This window comes from Gordonia sp. ABKF26, from assembly GCF_041103195.1.
In the GTDB taxonomy this organism is placed as follows: Bacteria; Actinomycetota; Actinomycetes; order Mycobacteriales; family Mycobacteriaceae; genus Gordonia; species Gordonia terrae.
On the sequence record NZ_JBGCVZ010000003.1, the window covers coordinates 246,069 to 261,116 of the forward strand.

16 protein-coding genes are annotated in these 15,048 nt (G+C 67.5%); 7 read left to right on the top strand and 9 right to left on the bottom strand.

The features are described 5' to 3' along the window. Nucleotides 1–84: 84 nt before the first annotated feature. Nucleotides 85–339 (bottom strand): hypothetical protein, encoded by a 255-nt coding sequence (locus AB4Z55_RS01595; RefSeq protein WP_369518994.1) that lies wholly within the window; start codon nucleotides 337–339, stop codon nucleotides 85–87. Between the two features lie 90 nt (nucleotides 340–429). Here AB4Z55_RS01595 and AB4Z55_RS01600 point away from each other — a divergent pair, with 90 nt between their 5' ends. After that, nucleotides 430–837, top strand: a complete 408-nt coding sequence (locus AB4Z55_RS01600) for a YccF domain-containing protein (protein ID WP_369518995.1) — start codon at nucleotides 430–432, stop codon at nucleotides 835–837. Nucleotides 838–1,187: 350 nt separating this feature from the next. Next, on the top strand, nucleotides 1,188–2,075 hold the full coding sequence (locus AB4Z55_RS01605; RefSeq protein WP_369518996.1) for an anti-sigma factor: 888 nt from the start codon (nucleotides 1,188–1,190) through the stop codon (nucleotides 2,073–2,075). A gap of 86 nt (nucleotides 2,076–2,161) precedes the next feature. Here the strand turns inward: AB4Z55_RS01605 and AB4Z55_RS01610 are convergent, their stop codons facing one another. From AB4Z55_RS01610 to AB4Z55_RS01620, 3 genes are all read right to left on the bottom strand, one after another. Further along, nucleotides 2,162–3,679 (bottom strand): ATP-dependent DNA ligase, encoded by a 1,518-nt coding sequence (locus AB4Z55_RS01610; RefSeq protein ID WP_369518997.1) that lies wholly within the window; start codon nucleotides 3,677–3,679, stop codon nucleotides 2,162–2,164. A gap of 87 nt (nucleotides 3,680–3,766) precedes the next feature. Next, nucleotides 3,767–5,134 carry an MFS transporter gene (locus AB4Z55_RS01615; protein WP_369518998.1) on the bottom strand — a complete coding sequence of 456 codons (1,368 nt, stop codon included), beginning with the start codon at nucleotides 5,132–5,134 and terminating at the stop codon, nucleotides 3,767–3,769. Between the two features lie 111 nt (nucleotides 5,135–5,245). Beyond that, the gene (locus AB4Z55_RS01620; protein ID WP_369518999.1) at nucleotides 5,246–5,827 is read right to left on the bottom strand and encodes a hypothetical protein; all 582 of its coding nucleotides are present in this window, start codon (nucleotides 5,825–5,827) and stop codon (nucleotides 5,246–5,248) included. A 117-nt stretch (nucleotides 5,828–5,944) separates the two neighbouring features. Between AB4Z55_RS01620 and AB4Z55_RS01625 the strand changes: the two genes are divergently transcribed. Next, on the top strand, nucleotides 5,945–6,385 hold the full coding sequence (locus AB4Z55_RS01625) for a MarR family winged helix-turn-helix transcriptional regulator (RefSeq protein WP_064570926.1): 441 nt from the start codon (nucleotides 5,945–5,947) through the stop codon (nucleotides 6,383–6,385). A gap of 83 nt (nucleotides 6,386–6,468) precedes the next feature. On the opposite strand, the gene AB4Z55_RS01630 is transcribed toward AB4Z55_RS01625, so the two are convergent. Beyond that, a complete protein-coding gene (locus AB4Z55_RS01630; protein ID WP_369519000.1) occupies nucleotides 6,469–7,101 on the bottom strand; it encodes an MBL fold metallo-hydrolase in 633 nt (210 codons plus the stop codon). Continuing rightward, nucleotides 7,098–8,186, bottom strand: a complete 1,089-nt coding sequence (locus AB4Z55_RS01635) for an S-(hydroxymethyl)mycothiol dehydrogenase (RefSeq protein ID WP_369519001.1) — start codon at nucleotides 8,184–8,186, stop codon at nucleotides 7,098–7,100. The genes AB4Z55_RS01630 and AB4Z55_RS01635 overlap by 4 nt, the downstream gene beginning before the upstream one ends. A gap of 352 nt (nucleotides 8,187–8,538) precedes the next feature. Here AB4Z55_RS01635 and AB4Z55_RS01640 point away from each other — a divergent pair, with 352 nt between their 5' ends. Beyond that, nucleotides 8,539–8,814, top strand: coding sequence for a Rho termination factor N-terminal domain-containing protein (locus AB4Z55_RS01640; protein WP_101822725.1), 276 nt, complete (start codon nucleotides 8,539–8,541; stop codon nucleotides 8,812–8,814). A 237-nt stretch (nucleotides 8,815–9,051) separates the two neighbouring features. On the opposite strand, the gene AB4Z55_RS01645 is transcribed toward AB4Z55_RS01640, so the two are convergent. Together AB4Z55_RS01645 and AB4Z55_RS01650 are read right to left on the bottom strand one after the other, a co-directional pair. Continuing rightward, nucleotides 9,052–9,939 carry a DUF5995 family protein gene (locus AB4Z55_RS01645; RefSeq protein WP_369519002.1) on the bottom strand — a complete coding sequence of 296 codons (888 nt, stop codon included), beginning with the start codon at nucleotides 9,937–9,939 and terminating at the stop codon, nucleotides 9,052–9,054. A gap of 155 nt (nucleotides 9,940–10,094) precedes the next feature. Continuing rightward, a complete protein-coding gene (locus tag AB4Z55_RS01650) occupies nucleotides 10,095–10,898 on the bottom strand; it encodes a LuxR C-terminal-related transcriptional regulator (protein WP_004019679.1) in 804 nt (267 codons plus the stop codon). Nucleotides 10,899–10,993: 95 nt separating this feature from the next. On the opposite strand from AB4Z55_RS01650, the gene AB4Z55_RS01655 reads away from it, so the two are divergent. Beyond that, the gene (locus AB4Z55_RS01655; RefSeq protein ID WP_078111944.1) at nucleotides 10,994–12,571 is read left to right on the top strand and encodes an AMP-binding protein; all 1,578 of its coding nucleotides are present in this window, start codon (nucleotides 10,994–10,996) and stop codon (nucleotides 12,569–12,571) included. A gap of 182 nt (nucleotides 12,572–12,753) precedes the next feature. On the opposite strand, the gene AB4Z55_RS01660 is transcribed toward AB4Z55_RS01655, so the two are convergent. Further along, nucleotides 12,754–13,416 carry a pyridoxamine 5'-phosphate oxidase family protein gene (locus AB4Z55_RS01660; protein ID WP_248644254.1) on the bottom strand — a complete coding sequence of 221 codons (663 nt, stop codon included), beginning with the start codon at nucleotides 13,414–13,416 and terminating at the stop codon, nucleotides 12,754–12,756. Between the two features lie 242 nt (nucleotides 13,417–13,658). On the opposite strand from AB4Z55_RS01660, the gene AB4Z55_RS01665 reads away from it, so the two are divergent. Beyond that, complete coding sequence (locus AB4Z55_RS01665; protein WP_058253408.1) at nucleotides 13,659–14,240, top strand: DinB family protein; 582 nt, start codon at nucleotides 13,659–13,661, stop codon at nucleotides 14,238–14,240. 139 nt (nucleotides 14,241–14,379) lie between these two features. Next, complete coding sequence (locus AB4Z55_RS01670; RefSeq protein WP_004019684.1) at nucleotides 14,380–15,045, top strand: fasciclin domain-containing protein; 666 nt, start codon at nucleotides 14,380–14,382, stop codon at nucleotides 15,043–15,045. Nucleotides 15,046–15,048 lie beyond the last annotated feature (3 nt).

The following is a 15,048-nucleotide window of genomic DNA, read 5'->3' on the forward strand; positions in this document are numbered from 1 at the left end:
CACGAAGGGAGCACAAGATTCGCAACTCAGCGAGCCGGGGCGGGACTCCGCGCGCAGCTCAGGGAGCAAGGGGGTCAGCACCACTCACGGGATCCACCCGTTGTGCCGCGGATAGCGCGCGCGGAGTTGACCGTAGACATAGGTGCTGACCAGGAGTGCGACGCCGGCACCGATCGACGGCCACAGGAACACGTTCTCGAGTGAATCGCGGATCGCCGCGACCGCCCATCCGATCACGAACAGCACGAGCGCGATGGTCGCCAGGATGCGGATGACGAGCACCACGGTGGCGAGCACCGCCCACAACGCCTCCCGCGCACGCCCCGGCCGTCCACCCACGACGTCATCGTAGTGTCGTGCCGGCCCGCGGGCGCTCTCCTGCGTCTCGCATTTGTGCCCACCGGCCGGCACCACATGGACAATGGAGGAATGAAGACCATCCTCAACGTCATCTGGCTCGTCCTGTGCGGACTGTGGATGGCGATCGGTTACGTCGTCGCGGGCATCATCTGCTGCATCCTCATCATCACCATCCCCTTCGGCATCGCGTCGTTCCGGATGGCGAGCTACGCGCTCTGGCCCTTCGGACGAACCGTGATCCGCAAGCCGACCGCGGGTGTGGCATCGACGATCGGCAACGTCATCTGGATCATCGTGGCCGGCCTCTGGCTCGCGATCGGTCACATCACGACCGGCCTGGCGATGTGCCTGACGATCATCGGCATCCCCCTCGGCATCGCGAGTTTCAAGATGGTTCCGGTGTCGCTGCTCCCGCTGGGTGCCGAGATCGTCCCGACCGATCAGCAGATGCCCGGCGGTACGCCGGCGCGGATGTGACCCACCGAACGTCGCGCTGACCTCCCCCGACCCATCCGCCTCGCCGGTGGATCCGAACAGGTGGCATGACACACGGGTCCCAGACTGACGTCGCGAGCGCCAGGCCCGGTACGGACGCGGCGCTGCCGCCGGTGGCGATGACCCATTTCTCGCTGCACGCCACCGGCGCCCGACTCCACCAGGAGTCGTTCAGCCGACGGCCCGGATACCCCGATCACCCGCAGCGCACGTCATACTTCTTGCCGCAGCCCCGTTGCCTCCGGGCCCACGCGGAAACGTGACACCCGCCCGCCGGAAGCGGCGTTCGGGGGGACAACGACACATCGTTCGACGACGGCAGGAGGCACGCGATGTCTGAGCATCTCGATCCCGACGCTGCCGAACTGCTGGAGATGGCACCGCTCGTCGCCCTCGACGCACTCTCCGATGACGAACTACGCGACGTCCAGGCGCGCGTCGCAGGGGCGCCGCACGATGTACGCGCCCTGTTCGACAAGCAGGTCCGCGCGACCCGCGAGGCACTGGCCGCGATGAGCAAGACGACCGCCACGCCACCTCCGCCGACGCTCCGCGACCGCATCCTGTCCGCCGCGCGTGCCGACGCGGGTCTCGACGCACCGGACGTCGCCGAACCGGCCGGCGCGTCCGCGTCCGGGCCGGTCGTGTCCGGCGCGTCGGATCATCCGATGCCCCAGCAAGACCCCGCATCAGCCGGCACCGACGTCGGGCAACCGGAATCCGCCGCCGGCACCCCGGCGACCGGGGCCGATGACCGACGCAGGCCTCGCCGTTGGACATATCTCGCCGCCGCGGCGGTCCTCGCCGTCGCCATCGGCGCCGCCGGGTGGGTCATCGGACAGTCGAGCTCCCCGGAACCGGAGGTGCGCCCGCTCGCTTCACCGGCCGAGCAGGTCTTCTCCGCGGAGGACCTGCGATCGACCGGCGGTCCGGTCGCGACCGGGAACGTCACCGTCTACCTCGCGAAGTCTGCGGACACCGGCGTACTGGTCATGGATTCGGTCCCGCCGCCTCAACCGGGGACGGTGTATCAGATGTGGCTCATCGGGCCGGACGGTGCCCGCTCGGCCGGCACGATGACCGACAAGGACGTCGAACCGGTCACCACCGCCGTCTTGTCCGGGATCAACTCCGCCTCGACGCTGGCGTTCACCGTCGAACCACCCGGCGGTTCGGACCGGCCCACCACCACCCCGGTGGCGCAGTTGTCACTGACCTGACCGGGCCGTTTCCTGGAAACCACCCCGTGGAGCCGGGCCGGCGGCATATGGGCGGCTGTCCGGTTTACACGGGTGGTTTCCAGAGCTCACTTCAACAACGCGCGGATCGCCTCGATGCTGTCGGCCTGGGCCGCGGTCTTGTCCGGCCGATACCGGACCACGCGCGCGAAGCGCAGCGCGACACCACCCGGATAGCGCGAACTCCGTTGCGCACCATCGAGTTCGATTTCGACGACGATCTCGGGGCGCAGGTGGATCGTGTACGAGTCCCGGTGCGTCTCGTGTTTCGGGAACTCCTCGGTTTGCCAGCGCAGCAGTTCGTCAGTCAGGCCCTTGAACGTCTTGCCGACCATCACGAGTTCCCCCGTCTCCGGATCGCGGGCGCCGAGATGCAGGTTCGACAGCCAGCCCGAGCGACGCCCCGACCCCCACTCGGCACCCAGCACCACGAGGTCGAAGGTGTGCGTCGGTTTGACCTTCTGCCATGCCTTTCCACGACGACCGGCCACGTACAGGCCGTCGAGCGACTTCACCATCACACCCTCGTGACCGTCGGCCATCGCGGCGTCGAAGTGGTTGCGCGCCTCCTCGACACTCGGCCGCGTCACGGCCGGGATACGCAGCTGCGGGGCGATCGAGTCGATGGCGGCGAGCCGCTCGGACAGCGGGCGGTCGATCAGGTCGGTGCCGTCGAGATGCAGGCAGTCGAAGAAGAACGGCTTGAGCAGGCGTTCGGGTTCACCCGCCGCCGTGGGCCCGGAACCAAAACGGCTCATGGTGTCCTGGAACGACCGCGGTCGGCCGTCGTCGGACAGCATCAACGTCTCCCCGTCGAGGATGACCGAGTCGCACGGTAGCGCGGCGATCACCGAGACGAGGTCGGGCACGTTGGCCGTCACGTTCCGCAATGTGCGGGTGAACACCGAGACCTCGGTCCCCTTGCGGTGAACCTGGATCCGCGCTCCGTCGAGTTTGTAGTCGACGATGAGGTCGGGCCCGAGGAGCGCGAGAGCGGAATCGAGATCGTCGGCGGGGGTCGCGAGCATGGGTTCGACGGCACGACCGACCTCGAGGCCCACCGCGGCCAACGCTTCGGCCCCGAACCGGGCCAGCGCCGCGGCCTCCGGCAGCGAACCGGTCAGCATGTTCGCCCGACGCACCAGCACCAGATCCTGGCCGGTGACCTTGGCGATGGCGTCGGTCATGACGCCGGCGAGTGCTCCCTGCCGCAGTTCGCCGGTGAGCAGTGCCACGAGGAACTTCTGCTCGGCCTCGGTCGACGCCGCGAACAGGGACGCGATGATGTCGCCGCGGCGCTTCGTCGAACCGGGGCCCGACGCCGACGCGAGCTCACCAAGGGCGGCATCGACAGCCGCGACCTCCAGAGTCGGCGACTCCGCGTGTGCCGCAATCAGTTTCGACAACGACCGCCATCCGACGCCGAGACGCCCTTGGGGGATCTCGCCGGAAAGCCATGCGACGACGATCGGCAGTTCCGCGTCCGTCGTCGCCGAGAGCGCCTCCGCGAGCACCGCCGTCTTGCGGGTTCGCGACCGGTCGCGCGCGACATCCGCGGAGGTCTCGACGACGTCGGCCAGCTTCATGTCGCCTCACCTGCAACCGGACGGGCATTCACCCGTTCGACGGTACGCCGTGCCGCCGACAATCCCGGTCGGCAGCGCGCCCGTGACTCAGACCTCGGTGAGGTCGACGGTCTTGGTCTCCTTGACGCTGAGCAGGGCGATCATGGTGGCGCAGGCGGCGACCGCGAGGTACACGCCCACCCAGCCGACGCCGTAGTCCGCGACGATCCACGTCGCGATGAACGGGGCCACGGCCGCGCCGAGGATCGACGCCACGTTGTAGGCGATCCCCGAACCCGTGTAGCGCACGTTGGTCGGGAACAGCTCGGGCAGGATCGCGCTCATCGGCCCGAAGGTGAGCCCCATCAACGTCATCCCGAGGATCAGGAAGAACAGCATCATTCCGTCGGTCATCGATGACGGATCGAGCAGCCACTGGAAGCACAGGCCGAACACGATGATCGCAGCGGTGATGATGATGAGGAACGCACGGCGCCCGTACCGATCGGCCAGGCGTCCCGAGATCGGCACGCATGCGGCGAAGAAGAGGACCGCGACAAGCTGCAGCTGCAGGAAGTCGACGTAGCTGATGGAGAGCTTGACACCCGATTCGTCGGTCACCTTGCCGGTGCCGTAGGAGATCACCCAGGTGGTCACGATGTAGAACAGCGTGTACGTCGCGACCATGATGAACGTGCCCGCGATGAGCGGACGCCAACTGGTCTTGACGACCTCGGCGAGCGGCGCCTTGACCTTCTTGCCGTCGGCGACGGCCTTCGCGAACACCGGTGTCTCGGTGAGCTTCAGCCGGACATACAGCCCCACGGCCACCATGATGGCGCTGGCCAGGAACGGGATTCGCCAGCCCCAGGTCATGAAGGCATGGTCGGGGTCGGCGGACGCGGCGTCGAAGTCGAGGGCGAGCATCAGCAGCAGGAAGGTGCCGTTGGCGAAGAAGAAGCCGACCGGTGCGCCGAGTTGCGGCCACATCGCCGCCCACGCGCGCTTGCCCTTCTCGGCCGTCTCGGTCGCGAGAAGCGCTGCGCCCGACCACTCTCCGCCCAGTCCGAGGCCCTGGCAGAAGCGCATGAGCGCGAGCAGCGCCGGTGCGAGGTAGCCGACGGAGTCGTACGTGGGCAGCAGACCGATCACGAAGGTGGCTATACCCATGGTGAGGAGCGACCCCACCAGTGTCGCCTTCCGGCCGACGCGATCCCCGAAGTGGCCGAACAGGATCGAGCCGATGGGTCGCGCCACGAAGGCGAGACCGAAGGTCGCGAACGACGACAGCAGCGCCGCGGTGTCGTCCCCCTTGGGGAAGAACAGGACCGGGAACACGAGGACCGCGGCCGTCGCATAGATGTAGAAGTCGAAGAACTCGATGCTCGTCCCGATCATCGACGCGATCACGATGCGGCTACGGGGTACCGGCGCCTGGTCGGGATGGTCGATGTTGCGGACCGCGGAATCGCTCATCCGCGCGACGTTACGCCTGCGGCTCGAGCCGCCGATTCCGACCCCTGAGAAAAAGCTGAGCGGACGGCGACACCCGGCGGGTGCGGCTCATCGCAGTCCCACCGCGACTCCTCACTTGTCCCGGTGTGGACCCGACAGTTGGACGAGGACGTCGACTGCCGTTGCCAGATCGGCATCCTCGATGTGCGAGAGCATCGTCTGGATGACCCCTCGAACGATGTCGGGTCGCGGCTGATACCGGATGTCGATTGCGGTGGCGATGTTCCACGTGAGCAAGAAGGCATCGCGGACCGCGCGCTCGTAGAGTGCACCCGCGGTTGTGTGGGTGCCGTCTAGGTCGACGACCCGGTGCGTGTCGAGGACTCCGGCGAAGGCGGCGACCATCAGGCCGGCACTTCGACGGTATCGGTGATCGAAACCGCCTCCGTACTGGTCCGCCACCAACGGGAACGATGCCCTGTCGATCGGTGCAGCTCGCGGAGAAGTCAGCTCATCGCCGGTGAGGAGCGCGGTGAGACGCGCGTTTCGATCGACGGCCGCCACGAACAGATCGCCGAGGTCACCGTTCGTGGCGGCGGCCGGAATGCTCATGTCGCCGACGGTCATCTCGGAGAGATGTGCGCCGACATCGTCGGTCGTCGCCCGAAGTGCCGCTGTGTCCATCCGACGCCCCTTCTCGAAGACAGTGCCCATCCGAACTGTCGATCCGTCCCGTCGGCCCGCGATGATGAGAGGACGCTTCCGCATCGAGCGGGAGTGACCGGCCGCAACGATCGTCTACCACGGTAGACGATCTGAGAGGGGATGTCGATGGCGGACGACGACCGGGTTTCGAGTGCGGAGCCCGATCTCGGCGCACTTCTCGGGCGACTGATCCCGCACCTGATCAGCCTCGAGGAGCCGATCCTCCGGGCCGCCGGCCTGTCGATGTGGGAGTACGCCATCGTGGGCGAGGTCGCCGCGACGCCGGCTGTGTCGCAGCGTGCGTTGTCCGAACGCACCGGGCGAGATCCGACGCGACTCGGCAAACATCTGGACGAACTCCAGCGGCGGGGCATCGTGTCCAGGGAGAGGTCGGGCAGTCATCGCCAGTGGACCGTTTCGATCACCTCGGAGGGGCATGCACTGCACGAGCGCGTCCAGGCCGAGATACGGGCCGTGGAGGACGAGCTACTCCACGGCGCCATGTCCGACAGTCAGGCAACGACCTTTCGACGACTGCTGCGAGTCCTCGTCGCGTCCGTCTCCTGACGCATCCTCCGCGGCCGTCACCCGCCCGCGCCGACTACCGAGAACGGCCGGTAGTCGGCCGAGCGGATGCCGCGTTCGGCCTGTCAGCTACCGCGTTTGATCCATTCTTCGAGGTGGGGTGCCTCGGCGCCGACGGTGGTGCCGTCGCCGTGGCCGGTGTAGACCTTCGTCTCCGGGTCGAGGGTGAAGATCTTCTCGGTGATCGAGGCGATGATCGTGGGGAAACTCGAATACGAACGCCCGGTCGCGCCCGGACCGCCCTGGAACAGGGTGTCACCGGAGAACAGGACCTTCGCCTCGGGCAGATGGATCACCGACGACCCCGGCGAGTGGCCGGGGGTGTTGATGATCGTCAACTCGGTCCCACCGACGCTGATCCGCTGGCCGTCCTCCAGATCCTGATGCGCGACACCGGGATGGGTGTCGTTCCACAACATGTCATCGCCGGGGTGCAGCAGGATCGGCGCGCCGGTCGCCTCCGACAGCTCCGGGGCCACGGTGACGTGATCGTTGTGCCCGTGGGTCAGCACGATCGCGGTCACCGTCCGGTTGCCGACGCCGTCGAGGATCGGCTTCGCCGAGTGCGCGGCGTCGATGATGATCACCTCGTCGTCATCACCGACGAGCCACACGTTGTTGTCGACGTCCCAGGTGCCGCCGTCGAGACTGAACGTGCCCGAGGTGACGACGTTGTCGATCCGCAACTCGCCGCTCACAACTCCACCACCGATCGCAGCACCTTGCCGGCCTCCATCGCCGAGAACGCGGCCTCGACATCGTCGATACCGATGCGTTCGGTGACGAACTTGTCCAACGGCAGACGCCCCTGCTCGTACAGGTCGATCAGCATCGGGAAATCACGCTCGGGCAGGCAGTCGCCATACCAGGACGACTTGAGTGCGCCACCGCGGGAGAAGAAATCGACCAGCGGCATCTCCAGGGTCATCTCCGGGGTCGGCACACCGACCAGCACCACGACCCCGGCCAGGTCGCGGGCGTAGAACGCCTGCTTGTAGGTTTCCGGGCGGCCGACCGCATCGATCACGACATCGGCGCCGTTGCCGTCGGTCAGTTCCTGCACCGCGGCGATCACGTCGTCGACCTTCGACCCGTCGATCGTGTGCGTCGCACCGAGGTCGGTGGCCCATTCCAGCTTCGACGCATCACGGTCGATCGCGATGATCGTCGTCGCACCGGCCAACCGAGCCCCGGCGATCGCCGCATCACCCACACCACCGCAGCCGATCACCGCAACCGAGTCGCCACGACCCACGTTGCCGGTGTTCATCGCCGCACCGATCCCGGCCATCACACCGCAACCGAGCAGCCCCGCCACCGCCGGGTCGGTGTCCGGATTGACCTTGGTGCACTGCAATTCGTGGATCAACGTCTTCTCCGCGAACGCACCGATCCCCAACGCCGGGGTCAACTCGGTGCCATCGGTCAACGTCATCGGCACACTGGCGTTGAACGTGTCGAAGCAATACCACGGACGACCCCGCTTACACGCCCGACACTGCCCACACACCGCCCGCCAGTTCAGGACGACGAAGTCGCCGACCTCGACATGGGTGACATCGGAACCGACCGACTCGACCACACCCGCGGCCTCGTGCCCGAGCAGGAACGGGTACTCGTCGTTGATCCCACCCTCGCGGTAGGCCAGGTCGGTGTGGCAGACACCGCACGCCTTGATCGCCACCACCACATCGCGCGCGCCCGGGTCCGGGATCACCACGTCCACGACCTCGGTCGGCGCCTTCTTGCTGCGCGAGATGACTCCCTTGACTGTCTGCGACATGCGTTCTTCCTTCCGCAACTGCGTTGTTCGGGGTACGTGTGCAACGTGTGTTCGCAAGGACGGCGACGCGTCGTGGCATCGCCGGAACACATCGCCACAACCTTATCGGTAGGGCGGACACCGATCTATTGTGAGTAGCCGTCGTCCACTGCTGGTAGCCAAACCCAGTGGTGGTCCGCCGCCGTGGCCCGCTCGGACATCACCCTAGGCTCGCGATCGGCCGATTCGACTCCGTTTCGGCCATTGCGAACACCGAGCCCGCGGCGTCCATGCCGACGCAGGTTGTTTCACGACGGCCACGTCGGGGCAACCCAGCGACGTACTCAGCATCTCGACCACGAGGACGTACACCATGGCAGAGAACAAGAAGGACCCTGGACCTTCGGTCAAGGACGACGAGCTCTACGAGAAGCTGCGCGACGAGGGCAACTCGAAGGAAAAATCCGCTCGGATCGCCAACGCCGCGGCCAACAGCTCGCGGTCGGACGTCGGCAAGAGCGGGGGCAAGTCCGGTTCCTACGAGGACTGGACGGTCGACGAACTCAAGAAGCGCGCGAAGGAACTGGACCTCTCCGGTTATTCGGACCTGAAGAAGGACGAGCTGATCGAGAAGCTCCGCGATCACTGAAACCCGATCCGCCGGGCCCGACACCACCGAAGCCGCCGACCCCTCAGGGTTCGGCGGCTTCGGTGTGAAAAGGGACGGTGCCGGCCAGTGCGCCTCTCGGCAAACAGGCCGCTCGAAGCGGCAAAAGGGTGGGACCCGGGGCAATGGATCCGTCACCGTCGAGGGCTACAACCGCGTCCCTCGGCGAGTTATTCCACCTGGCTCGTCCGCACGCGGCCCAAGCGTTCCGGGCAGTGGTCAGCGAACCAGACCGACACGCTGGAATGCCGTGAGCGCGGTCTCCCCGGTGTTCCAGAGCGCGTTGACGTCGGCGCGCGCGCCGGGCGCCGCACGGACGTCTTGGAGCGCGAGGCCGTTGCGGAACGTCAGTACGTTGTAGCCCACATCGACGGCGCGCAGCATCGGCCCGGTCGCGCGCCCGGCACCGACCACCCGGTCGAGTCCCTCACCGACGACGTAGAAGCGGAAGATCGGGCCCAGGTCGACGCCGTACTCCCGCAGTGTTTCCGTGATGATCGAGTTCCCATGCGCAGCAATGGCGTCGACGATGAAGAAGAAGTCGCGCGCGTTCGATGGTGTGGCCCGGGCGTCGGCGGTCGCGTATGCGAGGTCGACGGTGATGTGCGAGTTGTAGCCGGCCATGGCCACCCGCTGGCCGGGGACCGCGCAATCGTCGGCCATGTCGAAGTAGTGCCGCCACTGGGGCGCCACGGGTCCGCCGCCGAACTCGCCTCGGACGGCGTCGAGGAACCGGTTGAGGAGTTCGAGACTGATCACCGGGGCCCACCGCGGCGTCTGGAACACGCGCGGATTGTTCTGCAGCGGCATCACCGCGTCGCGTTCCACTGCGGCCAGTCCGAGGGCGAACAACCCGCGACGGTCGCGGCGGTCGGTGAGGATGTCGACGATCCCGTACAGCTTCGCGACGTTGCGTCGTAGCTGCACGAGCGGGAGGTCCCGCGAATCCTGATCGTAGGTACTGAGTTCGACGATCCGCTCGCGGTCGGCCGGGCGGAGCTCGGTGCCACACGTCTCGGCGGGTGCCGCCGTCGACGTTGCCGGCGCGGCGACGAGAAGTGTTCCGAGCAGAGCTGCGGTCAGCAGTGTCGCCGAGAGTGTTCGCATGGAACCCGGTGTTACCCCTCCGCGCGCGGATCAACCCTCCGACCGGGGTCGCGAGACCCTTCGTGACGCGCCCTCCGCAAGCTCCGGGCGCTCCTCAGGGAGCAGGGTGACGCGCCCTCCGCAAGCTCCGGGCGCTCCTCACTCAGTGGAGTCCGTCAGGGCAGGAGGCCGGCGCTGCGGGCGGTCACCACGGCTTCCAGTCGCGACGACGCCCCGAGCTTGCGCATCGCATCCTTCATGTAGCCCTTCACCGTGTACACGGTGACGCCGAGGGTCTCGGCGATCCGGGCGTTCGAGTAACCCAGTGCGGCAAGGGAGATCACGTCCTGCTCCCGACCGGTCAGGTCCACCTGTGTCTGCGCCACCGGGTTCGCGGCAACCAGGACCTCGGTGATCGCGGCGAGTTCATCGGCGAGCCGGGCGTCGTCGACGGTGTCGGCCAGCGATCGGAGTCGGGCGTAGGCCGCCGTCATCCGGTCGCGCATCTCGGCCTCGTCCTGAGCGGCGTGCTCCAGACGTGCGCGGGATGCGACGATCTCGTGTTCGACGGTGCGCGCCTCCATGGCGAGGACGTCGAGCATCCGTCCGCCGATCGGGTCCGGCGTGTGCAACGCGCCGTAGAGCACCGCGACGGGCGAGCGGTCGACGATCACCGGCGCGGCCATCATCGCGCGCAGTCCCTCCCGCTCGATGATCGTGTTGTAGCGATGGGTGATGCGTGGGGTGCGGAGGTAGTCGTCGACGACCATCGGGCGGTTCAGCGAGACGACCTTGCCGCCCAGACCGTGGCCGACGTCGACCGACACGCCGTTCAACGCTCCCACCGTCGATCCGGCGAAATGCTGCAGGCGCAGGTTCGACGGACCGCTGAGGACGCCCGCGAAGGCCAGCGGCACCCCGCTGGACCTGCGCACACGACGCAACGCCTCGGTGACGATCCCGCTCAGCGGCTCGGGCATCTCACCTCACTTCTCCCCCTCTTCAGGGGGTGTTCCGGGGGCATGTCGCGGAGGACACTGTGACTCAGCTTACTCAGTACGGAGCGAGGTTCACGATGACACAGGCCACCACGAAGCCCGTCGACATGGTCGACCGCTGGTTGGGAATCTACGGGGCGCCCGACGCCGACGCCGCGTCGCTGCTCGTCGACGGTCACGATCCCGACGCGATCGCCTTCACCGTGATCGAGGTCGAGCAGACCGGCGATCAGCAGTCCGGCGGTGTTCGCCCGGTCACCACCGACATCACATATGGCGAGCTCGCCGAGCGGTCCAAGCGACTCGCCGCGGCTCTCGCGGAGATGGGCGTCGGTCGCGGCGACACGGTGGGCGTCCTCATGGGCAAACGCGAGGAACTCGTCGTGTCGCTCCTCGCGATCGCCCGACTCGGCGCGATCTACATCCCGCTGTTCACCGCGTTCGCCACACCCGCGATCGAGATGCGCCTGGCGGCCGGCGACGCGAAGGTCGTCATCACCGAGCCGAGTCAGGCGGACAAACTCGCCGGCATCGACGGGATCACCACGGTGATCGCCGGCGAGCAGTTCGAGGAACTCATCTCCTCGCATGAACCGGTCACCGAGTCGGTGGCGGTCGGGGGCGACGGCACCCTGATCCTGCTCTTCACCAGCGGCACCACCGGGGCGCCGAAGGGTGTTCCGGTCCCGGTCAAGGCGCTCGCCTCGTTCGTCGCCTACATGCACTTCGGCCTCGATGTCCGCGCCGACGACGTGTTCTGGAACGCCGCCGACCCCGGCTGGGCCTATGGCCTCTACTACGGCGTGCTCGGTCCGCTGGCCGCCGGCAGGCGCAACCTCCTGCTGCACGCCGGCTTCACCCCCGAGCTGACCGCGAAGATCCTCGGCGACCTCGGTGTCACCAATTTCGCGGCCGCGCCGACCGTGTACCGCGCACTCAGCAAGGACTCGCGCATCTCCGGGTTCTCGCTGCGCCGGGCGTCCTCGGCCGGCGAGCCCCTGACCCCCGACGTCATCGACTGGGCGCTCCGCGCCATCGGCACCGAGGTCCGCGACCACTACGGCCAGACCGAACACGGCATGTTCATCAACAACCACTGGCACGAGTCGGTGCACGAGACCCTCGTGCCCGGTTCGATGGGTCAGCCGATGCCCGGCTTCGCCGCAGGCATCGTCGACGGCCAGATCGCCATCGATGTCCCGGCCAGCCCGCTGATGTGGTTCGAGGGCTACTTGGACGCACCGGAGAAGACCAAGCAGCGGTTCTCGCCGGACGGGCGGTGGTACCTGACCGGCGACACCGGCCGGGTCGACGACGAGGGTCGCTACTTCTTCACGGCACGCGACGACGACGTGATCATCATGGCCGGATACCGGATCGGCCCGTTCGACGTCGAGAGCGTCCTGATCACCCACCCGTCGGTCGTCGACGTCGCCGTCGTGGGTCGCCCGGACGAACTCCGCGGTGAGGTCCTCGAGGCCTTCGTCGTCACCGCCGACGGGGTCGAGGGCTCCGACGCTCTCGAGGCCGAGCTCCAGCAGTTGGTCAAGACGCAGTTCGCGGCGCACGCCTACCCGCGCACCGTGCACTTCGTCGACGCCCTGCCCAAGACACCCAGCGGCAAGATCCAGCGGTTCCTGCTCCGCCAGAGATGAGTCGCTCGGGCGCGTAACGGCGCCACCGCGCGGGAGCGATGAACCGGTTGCGCGGCCCACCGAGCCCGGCCGCGCCCAGACCGACCCCGTCGGCCGGGCTTCGACGACCTCGCCCGGCCCGCCGCGGTCACCGGACGCGCAACCAGCGGATCACACCCCTATCCGCTGGTTGCGCTTCTCCGTCACTCGCCCGCTTCGGTCGACGGCGACGGGCCCACCAGCGCCCGTACCGAATCGGGCGGCACCTCTCCGCTGTGGGTGAGCGGGGCGTCGTACACCGTTCGTACCGGGACCACCCCGGTCCAGTCCGTCGACTCCCCGCCCGGCCCACCGGTCCGTGCCTTGGCGATCCACTGACCGTCGGCGATCGGCAACCGGAGGGCGACGGTCGCCGCCAGCTCCTTGCGGGTCGTCGGCCGAACCTCGGCCACACGTCCGGGAATCAGCTTGTCCGACAGCACTTCCAGGTCCGTCTGAGCATCAGCTGACACTTCGAGTACGCCCCGGATCACCGCCGAACGGTAATTCGCCGAGTGGTCGAAGAGGGTGTCGGCGACGACGAGGCCGTCCAGGACGAACACCGTGAAGGTCACCGGCGCACCGGCGGCCACGTGCCGTAGTGCGCCCGCCCCGGTGGAACCGTGCAGCAGGATCGAATCGCCGTCCCGGGCGAAGAGCATCGGCACCGACCACGGCAGTCCGTCGACGACGGTACCGAGGGTCCCGACCTTCGCCTCGTCGAGCAGCGCGTCGAGCAACGCACGGTCGGCGGCCCGTTCGGGTTTGCGCGTCAGGGACGCGAGCGGCGAAGTCGCGTCGGTCGGGGTGCCGCCGTTCGAGGTCATGCGGACATGGTCGCCCGTGCCGGCCCCCGGTTCAACAGATTTGCTGACTCAGACCAGGACTCTGCCACCCGGCTGAAAACCACTCAGCAGACCCAATCGGGCGACATATCGTCGCCGGCGTCGCGCTGCTGGGCGCATTCCAGTCGGTTTCTACGACTGATGGAAGAACTCGGCTGAACGAGGACCGAACCTGTCCTCTATGGCTCATAACGTGGTCCTCACACCAACCGAGAGGACACATCATGGGCACCTACACCCCCGCGGAAGTCAGCGTCGACGTCACCGGCGAGAAGAAGGAGCTGCTCACCGTCTTGCAGGACCAGCGCAACATGCTCAAGATCACCGCGCGTGGCCTCTCCGACGCCGACGCGCGCAAGCAGACGACGGTCAGCACCCTCACCATCGGCGCCCTGATCAAGCACCTCGCGCACGGCGAGGAGAACGCTGCCCGCATCATCACCGAGCGGGACGAGAACGCCGAGTTCGACATGAGTCAGGCCATGACCGAGTACGTGATGAGCGACGACGAGACCATCGCCGGGTGGCTGGCCGAGTACGACCGTGCGGCGCTCGAGCTCGATCGCGTGATCGCCGACGCCGAGAACCTCGACGAGCTGATTCCCCAGCCCACCGCGCCGTGGGCGCCCGAGCGCGAGTGGTCGTCGATCCGGACGATGATCATCCATCTCATCCGGGAAACCGCGCACCACTGCGGCCACGCGGACATCATCCGCGAGGCGCTGGACGGCCAGACCACCATGGGCGCGGTCTCCGAAGGCCAGGACTGGGCCGAGGGCTGGGCCGACCAGGATTGGGCCCAGTGACGCCCTCGACGGCCTGACCGACAAGGCGCCCTTCACGATCAGTCTCGTCGTTGACCAATCCGCGGATCGCCCGGCACCGAAGACGTTGTGAGGCTGCCGGCACGGCGCAGTCGACACCCCAACACAGATTGGATCGACGATGATCAAGCGAGTTCCCCGCGTAGCAGGAGCGTTGACCGGACTGGTCCTCGCCGTCGGCGTGATGGCCGGCTGTTCCAGCGACGACTCTGACACCTCGAGCGAGACCACCGGCGCGGCAACCGAATCCAGCGCCATGATGAGCGAGAGCGCGATGGCCGATCCCGCCGCCAATCTCGTCGGACCCGGTTGCGCCGCATACGCCGAGGCCAACCCCTCGGGCCCGGCATCGGTCAACGGCATGTCCAGCGTGCCGGTCGCCACCGCGGCTGCCACCAACCCCGAGCTCACCACGCTGACACAAGCACTTTCGGGCCAGCTGAATCCCGAGGTGAACCTCGTGAAGACGCTGAACGAGGGCGAGTTCACCGTGTTCGCGCCGACCGATGACGCGTTCGCGAAGCTGCCCCCGGAGACCGTCGAGCAGCTCAAGACCGATGCCCCCCTGCTGAACAAGATCCTGACCTACCACGTGGTCGAGGGCCAGGCAGCTCCGGACAAGATCGTCGGTGAGCACACCACTCTCGAAGGTCAGCAGGTGACCGTGACCGGTTCGGGCGACAACCTGAAGGTCAACGAGTCGGGCGTCGTCTGCGGCGGCGTCACCACGTCGAACGCTCAGGTCTACCTGATCGACACGGTGCTGATGCCCCCGGCCGGCGAGTGATCT